Origin of the sequence: Asprobacillus argus, from assembly GCF_032248395.1 — a bacterium.
GTDB lineage: Bacteria > Bacteroidota > Bacteroidia > Flavobacteriales > Flavobacteriaceae > Polaribacter > Polaribacter argus.
This window is the reverse complement of the sequence record NZ_JAVTTO010000003.1, coordinates 439,503-455,701: the sequence shown is the minus strand read 5'-3', so window position 1 is coordinate 455,701 and position 16,199 is coordinate 439,503. Positions and strand designations below refer to the sequence as shown.

Below are 16,199 nucleotides of genomic sequence, written 5' to 3'. Positions count from 1 at the left end.
TTTACCTATAAAAGTATGTCAAAATGACAAACAAACCTAAAATATTGCTAATCTACACTGGAGGAACAATTGGTATGGTTAAAGATTACGAGTCTCAGGCGTTAAAAGCATTTAACTTTAATCAGATCATAGAAAAGATACCAGAATTAAAGCAGTTGAACTGTGAGATTGAGACTATTTCTTTTGATGAACCTATTGATTCATCTAATATGAACGTTTCATATTATGTGCGTATTGCAGATATTTTAGAGCAAAATTATCCAGATTTTGATGGCTTTGTGGTATTAACAGGATCAGATACAATGTCCTATACTTCTTCGGCTATTAGTTTCATGCTAGAGAATTTAAGAAAGCCTGTTATTTTTACGGGGTCTCAATTACCGATTGGAGATTTAAGGACAGATGCAAAAGAAAATCTTATCACGTCAATAGAGATTGCTTCTTCCAGAAAGAATGGTGAACCTATAGTTAAAGAAGTTGGTTTATATTTTGAATACAAATTGTATAGAGCGAATAGAACTTCTAAAATTAATGCCGAGCAGTTCGAGGCCTTTGATTCTCCAAACTACCCCGCGTTAGCTAAAAGTGGAGTGCATCTTGCCTTCAATAATAAACGTTTGCTAGATAGTGAGGATCATGGTCGTGATTTTATAGTCAGAAAGAGGTTGGATACTAATATCGCTATTTTAAAAATCTTTCCTGGCATTACAGAACAAGTGGTGGAAAGCATACTCAGTGTGAAAGGGTTAAAAGGTGTTGTTTTAGAATCGTACGGATCAGGGAATGCACCTACCTATCCTTGGTTCATACAGAAATTAGAGAAAGCGATTGCTAATGGAATACATATTGTAAATGTTACACAATGCTACGGAGGAAGTGTTCTTATGGGACATTACGAAACCAGTACCCAATTGAAACGAATTGGAATTGTAGATGGTAAAGATATCACTACAGAGTCGGCCGTTGCTAAATTAATGTATCTATTAGGAGAAGAATTAGAAGCCGAAGATTTCCACAAATACTTTGGGAAGTCCCTAAGAGGTGAAATATCTGAGAATTAAATTATTAGATTTTTAATGTTTCTTCTTACATAGGAATAATTTAACATTGAATCCGCTCATTTTTAATGATTTTCGCCAAAATACCTGATTTTTTGTTTTAAAGGCTCAACATTTTTTTGTTACTTGCTGTCCTCAATTGGAGTAATTAAGCTGATGCTGTTAAAATTCTACACGGTATGGTGTATTTTTTCTTTAATTGATATCAATATATTATATTTAACCCGTTAACTATTAAAAATTAATTATAACAAAGATGAAAAAAGTAGTAAATATCCTAACAGTAACAGGATTTATGTTTTTTGGAGCTATTCAATCAACTTTTGCACAAAATGCTGAAGAAGCAAAGACTTTTCACCAAATATTAAAACAACGTTTTATTGAGGGAGGTCCGTTTTTTATGGGGATTGTATTAGTAGCCTTAATTTTAGGTTTAGCGATTGCTATAGAAAGAATTATTTATTTGAACATGGCAACGACAAATACCAACAAGTTGGTTGCTAGTGTAGACGATGCGTTAAGTTCAGGTGGTGTAGAAGCTGCGAAAGAAGTTTGTAGAAATACAAAAGGACCAGTTGCATCTATCTTTTATCAAGGATTAGATAGAGTTGATGAAGGAATTGAAGCAGCAGAAAAAGCTGTAGTAGGTTATGGAGGAGTGCAAATGGGACTATTAGAGAAAAACATTTCTTGGTTATCATTATTTATTGCTTTAGCACCGATGCTTGGGTTTATGGGAACTGTAATTGGTATGATTGGAGCATTTGATGCGATTGCTGTAGCGAACGATATCTCTCCAGGAGTAGTAGCAGTTGGTATTAAAGTAGCCTTATTAACAACAGTATTTGGTTTAATTGTTGCGATTATCCTACAAATTTTCTATAACTATATCGTTTCTAAAGTAGATAGCATTGTTAATAATATGGAAGATGCTTCTATCAGATTAGTAGACTTATTGGTTAAATACAAAAAATAAGAATTATTATGGACAATAAATTTTCTAAAATATTAACCATTCTAATTGCTGTATTATCTGTTATAGGTATAGTGCTATTTATTGTCGTTTCATCTACTGATGAAGCTGATGTAGAAGCTGTAAACACTGCTGTATCACCTTTAATAGCCTTTTCTACGTATTTATTTTATGCCGCAGTAGCTATTACTGTTGTGTTATCTATCGTTGGCATGGTTAAGAACCCAGAAAACTTAAAGAAAACACTTTTAGGATTAGCCGTTTTAGGTGTGCTATTAGTTGTTTCTTATATCATGGGAGATAGTACTGCTGTGTTAGATGCACAAGGAGCAGTAATTGAAGGTGGAGAGGCTGGAGCTTCTTCAAACCAATGGGTAGGAACACTTATTTGGTATAGTACAATTTTGGTACTTATCGGAGGAGTATTTTTCGTATACGACTTACTTAAAGGATTAGTTAAATCATAAGAGTATGGCAAGAAGAGAAAATCCAGAAATTAATGCGGGGTCAATGGCAGACATTGCCTTTCTATTATTGATTTTCTTCTTAGTAACAACCACCATGAATGTAGATTCTGGTATTTCTAAGAAGTTATCAGAGAAGCCGCCGCCAGATTATGTGCCACCAATTATCAAGGAGAAAAATATTTTTGAAGTGAATATTAACTTTAGGAATGAACTTCAGGTAGAAGGTGAGCGAATGGAGGTAAAGGATATCAAGGAAGCTGCTATTAAATTTATAGATAATGGTGGTGGAGTTGGAAAACCAGGAGAAGATGGAACGCCAGGGCAACCCTGTGATTATTGTAAAGGTGAAAGGAGTGAATCTTCTTCAGATCATCCAAATAAAGCAATTATCTCAGTACAGAGTGACCGAGGTACCGATTATGGCACATATATTGCAGTACAAAATGAGTTGCTTAAAGCCTATGCTGTGCTAAGAGATAGGCTGTGCCAAGAACGTTATGGGATGTCCTATAAAGAGTTAGATAAGCTTTACAAGGATGATAGAAATAATGACGAGTTGAAGAAAAAAGTAGAAGATATTAAAACGAGTTACCCTCAAATTATATCGGATGCTGAACCTACTTCAGCCAATTAATTTTAAATTGAAACAATATGTCTAAGTTTAGAAAGAAGAAAAAAGGAATGCCTGCGGTTAATACAGCAGCTTTACCAGATATTGTATTCATGCTGTTATTCTTTTTCATGGTAACTACTACTATGAGAGAAACAAGCCTTAAAATAGAGAATCCAAGTTTGCCTAGTGCTACAGAAATTAAGAAACTAGAACACAAAAGTTTGGTAAGTACTATTTATGTAGGAAAGGCCAAGGAAACGGACAAGTACGGTACCGGTTATAATAGGATTCAATTGAATGATAAAATAGCAACACCGGAAGATGTGCCAGCTTTTATATTAAATGCAAGATTAGACGTTTCGGATGGAGAGGTACCTTTCATGACCACATCTATTAAAGCGGATAAAAAATCTAGTGTTGGTACAATTACCGATATACGTCTCAAATTAAGAGATGTGAATGCATTAAAAATTAGCTATTCTACCAATTCAGGTTCAGATAACTAAGTTTTGGTTGTAATATACAAAGGGTAGTTCATTTTTTGAATTACCCTTTTTTTTTGAAATATATTTTACCATATTTATCGTATGAAAAAGTTATTACTACTTATAGCATTATGTACTACTGTGTCAAGTTTTGGTCAAAAGGATTCTTTACAATTAGGAGAAAAATATAGAGATGACCAGTTGTATATTGGTTTTACCTACAATCAACTGTTTAGTCAACCGTCGCAGGTTGGAGGCTCGGGTTTTTCATATGGGTTTTCGGGAGGTTATATAAAAGATATTCCGTTAAGAAGGGAAGGCGATCTATCATTAGGGATCGGTATAGGATATGGTTTTGATTCTTTTAACCATGACCTGAAAGTTACCGAACTCAATAATGTGTATAGTTTTTCTGTTGATAATGCAATCAGTTCAAATAAGTTTTCAATACATACTTTAGAGCTCCCTATTGAATTTAGATGGAGAACCTCTACAGCAAAAAAGTACAAATTCTGGAGAATTTATACTGGGATAAAGTTTGGCTACAATCTTGGCAATACCTTTAGTTATGTTGAGAATTCAAATGCAATTAATTTGCAAAATATTCCAAATTTCAAAAAAGTGCAATACGGGTTAACAATATCTGCTGGCTATGATGCTTTTAATGCACACATTTATTATGGCTTAACTCCAATATTGGAGAATGCGACTATTGGAACTTCTAGTATTGACACAAAAATCTTAAAAATAGGGTTAGTGTTTTACATCTTATAGGAAAGCAAAAACCAAAAATTGACTGATCATTCCTAGAAAAAATCCTGCATAAACTTCCTTTGGGGTATGTGCATTTAAGTGTAATCTAGAGCTTCCTAGTAGTCCGGATAGCAAAATGATGATCATAATGATGGGTGTTAAGCCGATACTATATGTATGGGTCAGGATCAGAAAAAAGCCTAAAGCATTTCCCATTGATAATAAATGAATACTTGTTTTAAACTTTGCCATAAAAAGAAAATACAAAATAAAAAGACTTAACGAAGTCCCATAAAAAAGCATGGCAAGATCTCGAATTAACGAAATATCGTATAACGATTTACCGAGGAAATAAAATACGACGATCATTAAAAAAAGAGGAATCTTTCTTTCCTTAATTGAATGCAACTGAAAGTTCTCAATTAGATTCAGACCTTTTAAGATCAGCAAAATTACAACTGGAAGTATGTAGGTGAACCCAAAAACTAATCCAAGCATGATCAGTTGTTGTTTTCTTACTAGAGAATGTGGAATTAAAATAAAGTAGAGAATAACGCCTATAGTAGGTACAACAATAGGATGTAATATAGTTGATATAAATTTATGAAACCTCATTAGATTTCTTTTCTTAGCCTAGCTACAGGAATATCTAATTGCTCTCTATATTTTGCCACAGTTCTTCGCGCAATAGGATAGCCTTTTTCCTTTAAAATGGTAGAAAGTTTATCGTCTGTTAATGGCTTTCTTTTATTTTCTTCCTTTATAACAGTTTCTAAGATTTTCTTTATTTCTTTGGTAGAAACATCCTCGCCCTGATCATTTTTCATAGACTCAGAAAAGAACTCTTTGATCAATTTAGTTCCATATGGAGTAGATACATATTTGCTATTTGCTACTCGAGAAACAGTGGATACATCCATGTTAATTTGATCAGCAATATCCTTTAGAATCATGGGCTTTAATTTTCGCTCATCTCCAGTTAAAAAATACTCATACTGATAGTGCATAATGCAGTTCATGGTTAACATTAACGTTTGCTGACGTTGTTTTATGGCATCAATAAACCATTTCGCTGCATCTAATTTTTGCTTTATAAAAAAGACTGCATCTTTCTGAGATTTACTTTTTGTCGTAGATTCCTGATACCCTTTAAGCATGTTATTATACTCTTTTGACACATGTAGCTCAGGAGCATTTCTAGCATTCAATGTAAGGTCTAACTCACCATCTAAAATTCTAATGGTAAAGTCAGGAACAATTTGTTCAGCAATTTTATTATTTCCTGCGTAAGAACTTCCTGGTTTCGGATTTAACTTAGAAATTTCCTGATTGACAAGCTTTAGTTGATCTTCTGAAATATTAAATTTTTCAATCAGTTTCTTGTAATGTTTTTTAACAAAATGATCAAAAGCATGTTCAAGAATTTCAATAGACAAGCTTCTAACTTCTGTTTCTCCTTTTGTTTTTAACTGAATGATCAAGCACTCCTTTAGATCTCTGGCACCAACACCAATGGGATCTAGATTATGAACAACATTTTTTAGAACAGAAGTTACTTTTTCTTCGGTGGTAAAAACATTTTGGGTAAAAGCAAGGTCATCAACTAGGTCTAGAATACTTCTTCTTATATAACCACTATCGTCAATGCTGCCAACTAAAAATTCGGCTATAGCCTTTTCCTCTTCATTAATTCTAAACGTATTTAACTGGTTTTTTAAAGATTGATGGAAAGTAGTTCCCGCTGCATACGGTGTATGTTTCTCTTCATCATCTGACGAATAGTTATTGGCTTGCGTCTTATAACTAGGAATTTCGTCATCGCTCAGGTATTCATCAATATTAATATCTTCAGTATCAATTTTGTCAGTACCATCGTCATCATATTCATTGGAAAGGTCGTCATCAAAAGTTTCACTTTCTTTACCCGTATCTAAAGCCGGATTTTCCTCAATCTCTTGTTTCAAGCGTTCTTCGAAAGCCTGCGTAGGCAATTGAATCAACTTCATCAACTGTATTTGCTGAGGAGATAATTTTTGAAGTAATTTGTACTGTAAACTTTGCTTTAGCATATTTTAAAGATACGAAACTTAGGCTTAAAATTCAGCATTTTGCGGTGTTCTAGGAAAAGGAATTACATCTCTAATATTTCCCATTCCTGTAGCAAACTGAACCAGTCTTTCAAACCCTAAACCAAAACCAGAATGCACTGCAGTTCCAAATTTTCTAAGGTCTAGGTACCACCAAAGCTCTTTCTCATCAATCCCCATGGTTTTAATCTTATCTAACAACACATCGTAACGTTCTTCTCTCTGACTTCCTCCAGCGATTTCTCCAATTCCTGGAAATAAAACGTCCATAGCTCTTACGGTCTTACCATCGTCATTTAATCTCATATAGAAAGCCTTAATGTTCGCCGGATAATCAAATAAGATAACTGGACATTTAAAGTGCTTTTCTACTAAATATCTTTCATGTTCCGATTGTAGGTCAGCTCCCCATTCGTTAATAGGAAACTGGAACTTCTTCTTTTTATTTGGTTTGGAGTTTCTTAAAATATCGATAGCTTCAGTATAACTTACTCTTTTGAAGTTATTGTCAACTACGAAATGAAGTTTTTCAATCAAAGTCATTTCACTTCTCTCCGCTTGAGGTTTTGATTTTTCTTCTTGCGTTAAGCGTTGCTCTAAAAAAGCTAAATCGTCTTTACAATGTTCTAAAACATATGCTAATACCGATTTAATAAAATCTTCAGATAGGTCCATGTTCCCATCAAGATCACAGAAAGCAACCTCTGGTTCTATCATCCAAAATTCAGCTAGATGACGAGTTGTATTAGAATTTTCAGCTCTAAAAGTTGGACCAAAAGTGTACACTTTACCTAGTGCCATTGCAAAGGTCTCTGCTTCTAATTGCCCAGATACCGTTAAGTTGGTCTCTTTACCAAAAAAGTCTTGAGAATAATCTACCCCTCCATCTTCAGTGGTCGGTGCATCGTTTGGCTCAAAAGTAGTTACACGAAACATTTCTCCAGCACCCTCAGCATCCGAACCAGTAACAATAGGAGTATTTACATAGTTAAATCCATTTTCTTGAAAGTACTTATGTACGGCAAAAGACAATGCAGAACGCACGCGCATAACTGCACTAAACGTATTTGTTCTTACACGTAGATGCGCATTCTCACGTAAGAATTCCATGCTATGTTTTTTAGGTTGAATAGGATATTCATCAGGATTTGAATCTCCTAAAATTTCCAATTCTGAAACCTGGATTTCTACGGTTTGACCCCTTCCTTGACTTTCAATCAAGGTGCCTTTAATATTTACAGCAGCTCCAGTCGCAATTCTTTTTAATGTGTTCTCATCCGTATTTTCAAAGTCAACAACACATTGAATGTTTTTAATAGTAGAACCATCGTTTAAAGCAATAAAACGATTACTTCTAAATGTCCTTACCCACCCTTTAACCTGTACTTCTTGTAAAAATTTGTCCGATACTAATAGTTCGGAAACACTGCTTATCATCATGATCTCTGTTTATCCTGTTAAACCTTTTGAGTTTAAAAGCAACAAAGATACTTTTTTAGTCGAAAATGAACAACGAATCAACTGCTAAGAACAAAAGAATTTATTTATCTTGATTTCCTTCTTTTGGAGGTAAAATCTTAATACTGGGTTCTTTGAAAATACGCTCATTGGCAATTTTCTTTTCAAAGGTTAGCAGTAGCGACGGAAGTAACAATAAATTCGAGACCATGGCCAATAATAAGGTTACTGAAACCAATCCTCCCAAAGCGATCGTTCCACCAAAACTAGAAATGGTAAAAATCAAGAATCCAAAGAACAACACAATCGAGGTATAAAACATACTTACACCTGTTTCTCGAAGCGCAGCATATACGGATTTACGGATCTTCCAGTTATTAGCAATTAATTCTTGTCGATATTTTGCTAAGAAATGAATCGTATCATCTACCGAAATTCCAAAAGCAATACTAAATACCAAGATAGTCGATGGCTTTATAGGAATATCAAAGAATCCCATTAGTCCTGCGGTTATTAATAACGGAAGTATATTTGGAATAATGGAAATCAAGATCATTCTAAAAGATCTAAACATCCACGCCATAAAAATGGCAATAAGAAGTATGGCAAGTGAAAGTGAAAATACCAAGTTGGTAATTAAATAATTAGTTCCTTTTAAAAATACCAAGGCTTTTCCCGTTAAACTAACGCTATATCTTTCTTCTGGAAATTCTTTTTTAATGACTTCTCTTAATCGATTTTGAATTAGATCCATTTTCTCCGTTCCAATATCCTTCATAAAAGTAGTTATCCTGGCGTACCTACCTGTAGAATCCACAAAATTATTCAACATATTTGCATTGTTGGCGGAGTTCTTTGTGTATGCCAAAATATAGCTCTGTTCTTGTGATGTAGGTAGTTGGTAGTATTTGGGATTTCCTTTATAGTAGGCTTGCTTAGAGTATTTTACCAAATTTACAATGGAAATAGGCTTTGAAAGTTCGGGAAATGCTTCAATCGCTTCATTAATCTTCTCCATCTTCTTCAGCGTAGATAATCGCATAACACCTTTGTTCTTTCTAGTATCTACCAAAATTTCAAGTGGCATAATGCCTCCAAATTCATTTTCAAAGAATTTAATATCTGAGTAGAATTGTTTGCTTTTAGGCATATCTTCTATCAAGCTTCCAGATACGCGTATTTGGTATACACCAATAATACTTAAAATGATAACAATAACGGTGCTAATATATACGGTAACGCGTTGCTCTTTGACCATTTTTTCCATCCAATCCACAACGTCTTCTATCCATCTTTTTTCGAGATGACTTAAATGCTTCTTTTTAGGTAAAGGCATAAAGCTATAGAGTATTGGAATGATCATCAATGCTAAAATAAATATGCTGATAATATTGATCGATGCTAAAATTCCAAACTCTCTTAGTAATTGACTTTTTACAAAAACAAAAGTGGCAAAACCAGATGCTGTAGTTAAGTTGGTCATTAACGTAGCATTCCCGATTTTCGAAATGACCCGTTGTAAAGCCTTTGCTTGTTGACCATGTTTTTTTATTTCTTGCTGGTACTTGTTGATTAGAAAGACCGCATTCGGAACCCCAATAACGATAATTAATGGTGGTATTAAAGCAGTAAGTACGGTGATTTCGTATCCCAAAAGACCAATAAATCCAAACGCCCAAGTAACACCAATTGTAACCACTAAAAGTGTAATAAACGTAGCTCTGAAAGACCTAAAGAAAAAGAAAAAGATGATAGCTGTAATCAATAAAGCTCCACCAACGAACATCCAAATCTCATCTACAATATTCTGGGAATTTACAGTTCTGATATAAGGCATTCCTGAAACTCTAACGTCTAAGTCGTGATCTTTCTCAAAGGCAGCTATGATGGGCTGGAGTTTCTTAAAAACAAAGGCTTTTCTGACCGGAGTATTTACAATCTCTTTATTAATATAGATGGCCGTTTGGATGGTACCCGTTTCTTTGTTGTATAGCAGATTGTCATAGAACGGAAGCTTTTCGAACAATTGCTCTTTAATGGTGTTTACTTTTTCTATTGTTTTAGGGCTTTCTTTATACAAAGGTTCCAAAACAAATCTTCTACGTTTTCTGTCCGCTCTTAGTTTCTTAACATCAGCAATGGAAAGAGTAAAATCTACTTCAGGCAAGCTGTCAAATGATTTGGCAAGTTGGTTCCAAGCATTAAATTTTGCTGGAGTAAAAACAGTAGAGTCCTTGATACCAAGAATAATCAAGTTTCCTTCTTCTCCAAATATTTTTAGGAACTCATCGTACTGTATATTTACCTCATGATCTTCTGGTAATAGATTGGCCTCGGTATATGAAAAACGCATATACTTCATTTGACTTACTAAGAAAGCGGTCAAAACTGCTATTAAAAAAAGAACCAGATATCTATTGCGAAGAATAATCCTAGAAACTCTTGTCCAGAAATTCATGTAAATCAAATTTTTTGCAAAGTTAGGTATTTGAACTTACTTTGACTATTGTGCAAATAAAAAGAGTGTTAAAAAACACTCTTTAAATATATATCTTTTTTGCCAAAACTATACGGTCATTATTTCGGTTTCCTTTACAACTAATAAGTCATCTACTTTTTTTACAAAAGAATCCGTCAATGATTGAATATCTGTTTCTGTGTTTTTCTTAAGATCGTCAGAAATATCTAGCTTCTTCACTTCGTTGTTAGCATCTTTCCTAGCATTTCTAATTCCAATTTTAGCATGCTCAGCTTCAGCCTTAGCCTGCTTAACAAGATCCCTTCTTCTTTCCTCTGTTAATGGAGGTACATTAATGATGATGTTCTCTCCATTATTCATTGGGTTGAAACCAATATTTGCAATCATAATAGCTTTTTCAATCTCTTGTAGCATTTGTTTTTCCCAAGGTTGAATACTAATGGTTCTTGCATCAGGAGTATTAACGTTTGCCACTTGACTTAATGGAGTTTGAGAACCATAATAGTCTACCATAATGTTCGATAACATTGATGGTGAAGCTTTTCCCGCTCTAATAGAGCGTAATTCCTTAATTAAATGGTCAATTGCACTATCCATTTGTTCTTTTGAACTATCTACGATAAATTCTATTTCTTCATTCATGCTTCCGAATGTTTTATGGTTCTAGATATTAACTACAGTCCCTATTTTTTCTCCTGATACTAATTTAAAAAGATTTCCTTTTTTATTCATATCAAAAACGATAATAGGTAATTTATTTTCTTCGCTTAAGGTAAAAGCAGTCATGTCCATTACTTTTAAGCCTTTTTCAATTACATCTTTAAACGTAATGTTTTCAAATTTTGTTGCTTCAGCATTTTTTTCTGGATCTTCAGTGTAAATACCATCAACACGTGTCCCTTTCAAAATAGCATCTGCATTAATTTCAATGGCTCTTAAAACGGCTGCGGTATCTGTAGTGAAATACGGGTTACCTGTTCCTGCACCAAAAATAACAACTCTACCTTTCTCTAAATGTCTAATGGCTTTTCTCTTTATGTAGGGCTCTGCTATTTCTTTTATTTCAATAGCAGTTTGTAAACGCGTAATGACATCTGCTTCCTCTAAAGCACTTTGCAGCGCTAAACCATTAATAACAGTTGCTAGCATTCCCATATGATCTCCTTGCACACGATCCATACCGTTGCTAGCCCCGGCAACACCTCTAAAAATATTTCCACCACCAATAACAATAGCAACTTCTATTCCTTTGTTGGTAACGTCCTTTATCTCCTTGGCATATTCTTTTAGTCTGTTAGGATCAATACCATATTGTCGGTCGCCCATTAAAGCTTCTCCGCTTAATTTTAAAAGTATTCTTTTGTATTGCATAGTTTATTTGAAAGTTGAGCAAATATAATAATTAGATTTCAGCTACTAAAGAAAGATTTGTATGCATAAAAAAAACCTCGTCAGATGACGAGGTTTTTTTATTGAAACATGTTCAATATAAATTATCCTAATGCTACTCTTTTAAATCCAGTAACAGAAACATCACCAATAGTTTTTACATATTGAGATACAGTTTGTTTACTGTCTTTAATAAAGGCTTGGTTTACTAAAGTATTATCTTTAAAGAAACGTTTGATCTTACCTTTAGCGATATTATCTAACATTGCTTCAGGCTTCCCTTCAGCTCTTAACTGATCTTTTGCAATTTCAATTTCTTTTTCGATGATAGATGCATCAACACCTTCTTCGTTTAAAGCAATTGGGTTCATTGCAGCAGCTTGCATAGCAACATCCTTAGCAACAACGTCTGCACCATCAGTACTAGCCGATAATCCAACTATTGTAGCAATTTTGTTACCTGCATGAATATAAGAACCAACAAAAGGAGCTTCTACTTTTTCGAATGCATTGATGTCTAATTTTTCACCAATAACTCCAGTCTGTTCGATTAATTTATCAGCAACAGTCATTCCTCCAAAATCCTTAGTTAAAAACTCTTCTTTTGAAGCACAGTTTAAGGCTACTTCAGCCAATTCATGTGCAAGGCTTACAAAGCTCTCGTTTTTACCAACAAAATCAGTCTCACATCCTAAAACGATAGATACACCTACAGTTTTATCAGTATTTACTTTTGCGATAGCAGCACCTTCAGTAGACTCTCTGTCTGCTCTTTTCGCAGCTACTTTTTGTCCTTTTTTACGTAAGATCTCAATAGCTTTATCAAAATCTCCTTCCGCTTCAACTAGGGCTTTTTTACAATCCATCATTCCAGCACCAGTTGCTTTTCTAAGCTTATTTACTTCTGCAGCGGTTATTTTTACCATTTTACTAGTATTTTTAAGGTTTTAATTATTTTTCTTCTTTTACTTCTTCTTTCGCAGTAACCTCAGTTTTTGCTTCCGCTTTTACTTCAGTTTTTGCCTCAACCTTTGCCTCAGCTTTTACTTCAGTTTTTGTTTCAGCCTTTGCTTCAGTTTTTGTTTCAGTTTTCGCCTCAGTCTTTGCTGCTGATGCTTTATCCTTATCAGCTTTTCTATCTGCTAAACCAACTGCAATTGCATCAGTTACAAAGCCTAGTACTTTATCAATAGATTTAGAAGCGTCATCATTTGCAGGAATTACAAAATCTACAGCTCTCGGGTCTGAGTTTGTATCTACCATTGCAAAGATTGGAATGTTTAATTTTTGAGCTTCTGCGATTGCAATGTGCTCTTTCTTGATATCTACTACAAATATTGCTCCAGGTAAACGAGTCATATCAGCAATAGAACCTAAGTTCTTTTCTAATTTTTCTCTCTGACGGTTAATTTGTAATTTCTCTCTTTTAGATAAAGCGTCAAAAGATCCATCTTGTTTCATTCTATCTATAGAAGTCATTTTTTTAACCGCTTTTCTGATAGTTACAAAGTTTGTTAACATACCTCCTGGCCATCTTTCAGTGATGTAAGGCATATTTACAGAACCTGATTTTTCTGCAACAATATCTTTTGCTTGCTTTTTGGTTGCTACAAATAAGATTTTTCTTCCTGAGTTTGCAATTTTTTGCAAAGCTGCTGAAGCTTCTTCAATTTTTGCAGCTGTTTTATACAAATCGATGATATGAACACCATTACGCTCTGTATAAATGTAAGGAGCCATGTTTGGATTCCACTTTCTTGTTAAGTGACCAAAATGCACTCCATTATCTAATAATTCTTTAATGTCTACGTTTGCCATTTTTTAAATGTGTTTACTTTCTGTTGTATCGCAATAGATAAGTAGTCTTTCGAGTCTCATCTATTTAGATGCTAAACTGTTATTATTAATTGATAACAGTAATCTAAACGATTAACGTTTAGAGAACTGGAATTTCTTACGAGCTTTCTTTTGACCGAATTTCTTACGCTCAACCATTCTTGGATCACGAGTTAATAATCCTTCTGGCTTTAAGATTGCTCTATGCTCTTCATTAATTGCTACTAAAGCTCTGGTAATTGCTAAACGAACTGCTTCAGCTTGACCAGTAACTCCTCCACCGAAAACATTTACTTTAATGTCATAAGAAGTTAAGTTTTCTGTTAACATTAATGGTTGTTTTACTTTATATTGTAAAGTAGGTGTAGTAAAATAGTTTGTTAATTCTCTTTTATTGATGGTAATGTTTCCTTTACCTTTAGAAAGATAAATACGAGCTACTGCCGTTTTTCTTCTACCTATTTTGTGAACTGTTTCCATTATTTAAGATCGTTAAGGTTAATAGCTTTTGGATTTTGAGCCTCTTGTTTGTGCTCTGCACCTGCATATACATACAAGTTTCTAAATAAAGCGCTACCTAATTTGTTTTTTGGTAACATCCCTTTTACTGCTTTCTCGATAAGTCTTGTAGGATCTTTCTCGAACATTTCTGTAGCAGTTAATGATCTTTGTCCTCCTGGGTAACCTGTGTGACGGATGTAAGATTTATCTGTCCACTTTTTACCAGTTAGATTAATTTTTTCTGCGTTGATAACAACCACGTTATCTCCACAATCTACGTGTGGAGTAAAGTTTGGTTTGTGTTTACCTCTAATTAGCTTTGCTACTTTAGAAGCTAGACGACCCAACGTTTGCCCGTCCGCATCAACAACAACCCATTCTTTAGTAACGGTAGCTTTGTTAGCTGATACTGTTTTGTAACTTAATGTGTTCATAATTACACTTTTAGTTTTTGTCCTAATTAATAATTTGTTTTTTCCTTAAAAAAGGAGTGCAAATGTACCACTAATTATTTGATTGACAAACTGCTAAAGAGTAATTTTTCTAGCGAGTACATGGAATTTCCTTTTGACGTAAGATTGTACTATTTCGGAACGCCTAAAATGTAATACCCCAACTTTTTACCATTCGATTTTTTACCAGGTTTTATTTCCCATGTATAAGTATCATTTTCAAAAGGTTTTAGTAAAGATTCTACATCATTAAAAGCATACATCCTTGGGAGTGAAGCTTGCCCATCCCAGGCATAAAAAATGGGAATAATAGGGATTAAATATGTAAAAATTAATTGCCTTATCGTTATGGGTTTAGAAAAAGGAGTAAGTATTAAAGCCATAATAAAAACAATAGCTAAAGAAATAGGAAGTAATAACCACCAAAGTGCCAAAGGCATTTTGTTCTCCGCCATTTCATAGATCAATATAGCTTGTTTATTTTCTTGTGCAGATTGTAAAATCATCTTGGCCTTTTTGGGAGGCATATGATGAAAACTATTGATCATGGTTTTTAAACCTTTTGGAGTATTTGTGAGCTGCGTAGCATCTATAGGAGTTTCATTGTATTTAGTATTCGGTTGTCCAGATGTATTTATATGATGTATGGCTTTCTTATTAGGATGAAGATCTGTTAATAAGAGATCAATGGAGCTAGCAGAATTTTGATCGTTTAAACTCCTAATCACTTCTGGCATTATTCCTCCAGAACCAGATCCCAAATCGACAATTTGAGTAAAGTTATGCCTCTTTTTAACATCAGATAAAAGATGAACCAAAACTTCCTTTGTGCCCATTAACTTATGCATGACTACTAAAAGGTTCGTCATGCAGGATCGTATCCAATCGGGGAACCAGGAATGATCCTCAAATTCAAAAAGCTGTATTCTCTTCATGGTTATTTTATTTTTCCATCATGGAAACCAGCACGTTTCCAGCGTTCATTTTCATATGTCCATAAATGAGTAATTCGAAACTCACTCTCTTTTCGAATGCCTTTAAAAGTACTTACAGTTTTGACCCTTCCCGTGACAATAGCCCAGGTGTTATCTAGTACTATTTCTATCTGGTCCATGTCATAACTATGTACAATGAGATCCTTAGATGCAAGATCATTGTTACGCTTGTTAAGATAACTCAACCAACTTTGCGCGCTTATAGCTTTTGAGCTCCCATTCGTATGCTTGTAATCGTCAGTAATCATTGTAACTAACGTTGCAACATCCCCTTCAGAAAAAGCACGATTAAACTTGTTTACAGCTTCTAGTAGCGATTCTTTTGTGGGGCTCTCTGAAGTAGCGTTTGAAATTGAACAACTCGTAAATGCAAGGAGTAAAGTAGGTAAAAGGAGCTTTAAATATTTCATGGATAGAAGATTGATGATAAAGAAACCTAAATTAGACTAGACTTCGATAGGATAAAAATACCTTTTTTTTAGGCATTTTAAAAAGTTAAAAATTAGTGAATTAACAGAACGTTAAGAAATATCTATAATAGATTTGAGTTGAAAAGTGAAACGTTTATAAATATTCGTTGTCTTTCATGGGACTATTCAAATACAATAACAATTGAGAATGTGGAAGAGAGGATTCAATTGTTTTGATAGTTT

Annotated in this window: 18 protein-coding genes; 6 read left to right on the top strand and 12 right to left on the bottom strand. The window is 34.1% G+C overall.

Going from position 1 to position 16,199, the window contains the following annotated elements; all coding sequences use genetic code 11:
• The first annotated feature begins 23 nt into the window (after window positions 1-23).
• The 6 genes from RQM59_RS09455 (at window position 24) to RQM59_RS09430 (ending at window position 4,370) form a co-directional block, all read left to right on the top strand.
• Window positions 24-1,061: an asparaginase gene (locus tag RQM59_RS09455; protein WP_349241864.1), complete on the top strand. Its 1,038-nt coding sequence runs from the start codon at window positions 24-26 to the stop codon at window positions 1,059-1,061.
• Between the two features lie 253 nt (window positions 1,062-1,314).
• Window positions 1,315-2,034 (top strand): MotA/TolQ/ExbB proton channel family protein, encoded by a 720-nt coding sequence (locus tag RQM59_RS09450; protein WP_349241863.1) that lies wholly within the window; start codon window positions 1,315-1,317, stop codon window positions 2,032-2,034.
• An 8-nt stretch (window positions 2,035-2,042) separates the two neighbouring features.
• Entirely contained in the window at window positions 2,043-2,498 is a 456-nt protein-coding gene (locus tag RQM59_RS09445) for a hypothetical protein (RefSeq protein ID WP_349241862.1), read from the top strand.
• 4 nt (window positions 2,499-2,502) lie between these two features.
• Window positions 2,503-3,132, top strand: a complete 630-nt coding sequence (locus RQM59_RS09440; protein WP_349241861.1) for an ExbD/TolR family protein — start codon at window positions 2,503-2,505, stop codon at window positions 3,130-3,132.
• A 17-nt stretch (window positions 3,133-3,149) separates the two neighbouring features.
• Complete coding sequence (locus RQM59_RS09435) at window positions 3,150-3,617, top strand: ExbD/TolR family protein (RefSeq protein ID WP_349241860.1); 468 nt, start codon at window positions 3,150-3,152, stop codon at window positions 3,615-3,617.
• Between the two features lie 81 nt (window positions 3,618-3,698).
• Complete coding sequence (locus RQM59_RS09430; RefSeq protein WP_349241859.1) at window positions 3,699-4,370, top strand: porin family protein; 672 nt, start codon at window positions 3,699-3,701, stop codon at window positions 4,368-4,370.
• Here RQM59_RS09430 and RQM59_RS09425 read toward each other — a convergent pair.
• The 12 genes from RQM59_RS09425 to RQM59_RS09370 form a co-directional block, all read right to left on the bottom strand.
• Window positions 4,365-4,964: a hypothetical protein gene (locus RQM59_RS09425; protein WP_349241858.1), complete on the bottom strand. Its 600-nt coding sequence runs from the start codon at window positions 4,962-4,964 to the stop codon at window positions 4,365-4,367. The two genes, RQM59_RS09430 and RQM59_RS09425, sit on opposite strands and share 6 nt — an antisense overlap.
• Complete coding sequence (gene rpoN / locus RQM59_RS09420; RefSeq protein ID WP_349241857.1) at window positions 4,964-6,418, bottom strand: RNA polymerase factor sigma-54; 1,455 nt, start codon at window positions 6,416-6,418, stop codon at window positions 4,964-4,966. Before rpoN ends, RQM59_RS09425 begins: the two co-directional genes overlap by 1 nt.
• 24 nt (window positions 6,419-6,442) lie before the next feature.
• On the bottom strand, window positions 6,443-7,876 hold the full coding sequence (asnS, locus tag RQM59_RS09415; RefSeq protein ID WP_349241856.1) for an asparagine--tRNA ligase: 1,434 nt from the start codon (window positions 7,874-7,876) through the stop codon (window positions 6,443-6,445).
• Window positions 7,877-7,976: 100 nt separating this feature from the next.
• The gene (locus RQM59_RS09410) at window positions 7,977-10,352 is read right to left on the bottom strand and encodes an efflux RND transporter permease subunit (RefSeq protein ID WP_349241855.1); all 2,376 of its coding nucleotides are present in this window, start codon (window positions 10,350-10,352) and stop codon (window positions 7,977-7,979) included.
• A gap of 108 nt (window positions 10,353-10,460) precedes the next feature.
• A complete protein-coding gene (gene frr / locus RQM59_RS09405; RefSeq protein ID WP_349241854.1) occupies window positions 10,461-11,015 on the bottom strand; it encodes a ribosome recycling factor in 555 nt (184 codons plus the stop codon).
• Window positions 11,016-11,036: 21 nt separating this feature from the next.
• Window positions 11,037-11,744 (bottom strand): UMP kinase, encoded by a 708-nt coding sequence (gene pyrH / locus RQM59_RS09400; RefSeq protein ID WP_349241853.1) that lies wholly within the window; start codon window positions 11,742-11,744, stop codon window positions 11,037-11,039.
• Between the two features lie 122 nt (window positions 11,745-11,866).
• The gene (gene tsf, locus RQM59_RS09395; protein ID WP_349241852.1) at window positions 11,867-12,688 is read right to left on the bottom strand and encodes a translation elongation factor Ts; all 822 of its coding nucleotides are present in this window, start codon (window positions 12,686-12,688) and stop codon (window positions 11,867-11,869) included.
• A 25-nt stretch (window positions 12,689-12,713) separates the two neighbouring features.
• Entirely contained in the window at window positions 12,714-13,580 is an 867-nt protein-coding gene (gene rpsB, locus RQM59_RS09390) for a 30S ribosomal protein S2 (RefSeq protein WP_349241851.1), read from the bottom strand.
• Window positions 13,581-13,691: 111 nt separating this feature from the next.
• Window positions 13,692-14,078, bottom strand: coding sequence for a 30S ribosomal protein S9 (gene rpsI, locus RQM59_RS09385; RefSeq protein ID WP_349241850.1), 387 nt, complete (start codon window positions 14,076-14,078; stop codon window positions 13,692-13,694).
• Window positions 14,078-14,533, bottom strand: coding sequence for a 50S ribosomal protein L13 (gene rplM, locus RQM59_RS09380; RefSeq protein WP_349241849.1), 456 nt, complete (start codon window positions 14,531-14,533; stop codon window positions 14,078-14,080). The genes rpsI and rplM overlap by 1 nt, the downstream gene beginning before the upstream one ends.
• Before the next feature lie 149 nt (window positions 14,534-14,682).
• The gene (locus RQM59_RS09375) at window positions 14,683-15,486 is read right to left on the bottom strand and encodes a hypothetical protein (protein WP_349241848.1); all 804 of its coding nucleotides are present in this window, start codon (window positions 15,484-15,486) and stop codon (window positions 14,683-14,685) included.
• 2 nt (window positions 15,487-15,488) lie between these two features.
• Window positions 15,489-15,956, bottom strand: a complete 468-nt coding sequence (locus RQM59_RS09370) for a nuclear transport factor 2 family protein (RefSeq protein ID WP_349241847.1) — start codon at window positions 15,954-15,956, stop codon at window positions 15,489-15,491.
• Window positions 15,957-16,199: the final 243 nt, after the last annotated feature.

Bases quoted from the DNA above. Each gene is read 5' to 3' on its own strand.
- rpsB (WP_349241851.1), bottom strand. From the start codon at position 13,580: ATGGCAAACGTAGACATTAAAGAATTATTAGATAATGGAGTGCATTTT.
- RQM59_RS09430 (WP_349241859.1), top strand. From the start codon at position 3,699: ATGAAAAAGTTATTACTACTTATAGCATTATGTACTACTGTGTCAAGT.
- RQM59_RS09445 (WP_349241862.1), top strand. From the start codon at position 2,043: ATGGACAATAAATTTTCTAAAATATTAACCATTCTAATTGCTGTATTA.
- RQM59_RS09410 (WP_349241855.1), bottom strand. From the start codon at position 10,352: ATGAATTTCTGGACAAGAGTTTCTAGGATTATTCTTCGCAATAGATAT.
- RQM59_RS09455 (WP_349241864.1), top strand. From the start codon at position 24: ATGACAAACAAACCTAAAATATTGCTAATCTACACTGGAGGAACAATT.
- RQM59_RS09370 (WP_349241847.1), bottom strand. From the start codon at position 15,956: ATGAAATATTTAAAGCTCCTTTTACCTACTTTACTCCTTGCATTTACG.
- tsf (WP_349241852.1), bottom strand. From the start codon at position 12,688: ATGGTAAAAATAACCGCTGCAGAAGTAAATAAGCTTAGAAAAGCAACT.
- RQM59_RS09440 (WP_349241861.1), top strand. From the start codon at position 2,503: ATGGCAAGAAGAGAAAATCCAGAAATTAATGCGGGGTCAATGGCAGAC.
- RQM59_RS09435 (WP_349241860.1), top strand. From the start codon at position 3,150: ATGTCTAAGTTTAGAAAGAAGAAAAAAGGAATGCCTGCGGTTAATACA.
- RQM59_RS09450 (WP_349241863.1), top strand. From the start codon at position 1,315: ATGAAAAAAGTAGTAAATATCCTAACAGTAACAGGATTTATGTTTTTT.
- RQM59_RS09375 (WP_349241848.1), bottom strand. From the start codon at position 15,486: ATGAAGAGAATACAGCTTTTTGAATTTGAGGATCATTCCTGGTTCCCC.
- RQM59_RS09425 (WP_349241858.1), bottom strand. From the start codon at position 4,964: ATGAGGTTTCATAAATTTATATCAACTATATTACATCCTATTGTTGTA.
- rpoN (WP_349241857.1), bottom strand. From the start codon at position 6,418: ATGCTAAAGCAAAGTTTACAGTACAAATTACTTCAAAAATTATCTCCT.
- frr (WP_349241854.1), bottom strand. From the start codon at position 11,015: ATGAATGAAGAAATAGAATTTATCGTAGATAGTTCAAAAGAACAAATG.
- rpsI (WP_349241850.1), bottom strand. From the start codon at position 14,078: ATGGAAACAGTTCACAAAATAGGTAGAAGAAAAACGGCAGTAGCTCGT.
- asnS (WP_349241856.1), bottom strand. From the start codon at position 7,876: ATGATGATAAGCAGTGTTTCCGAACTATTAGTATCGGACAAATTTTTA.
- pyrH (WP_349241853.1), bottom strand. From the start codon at position 11,744: ATGCAATACAAAAGAATACTTTTAAAATTAAGCGGAGAAGCTTTAATG.
- rplM (WP_349241849.1), bottom strand. From the start codon at position 14,533: ATGAACACATTAAGTTACAAAACAGTATCAGCTAACAAAGCTACCGTT.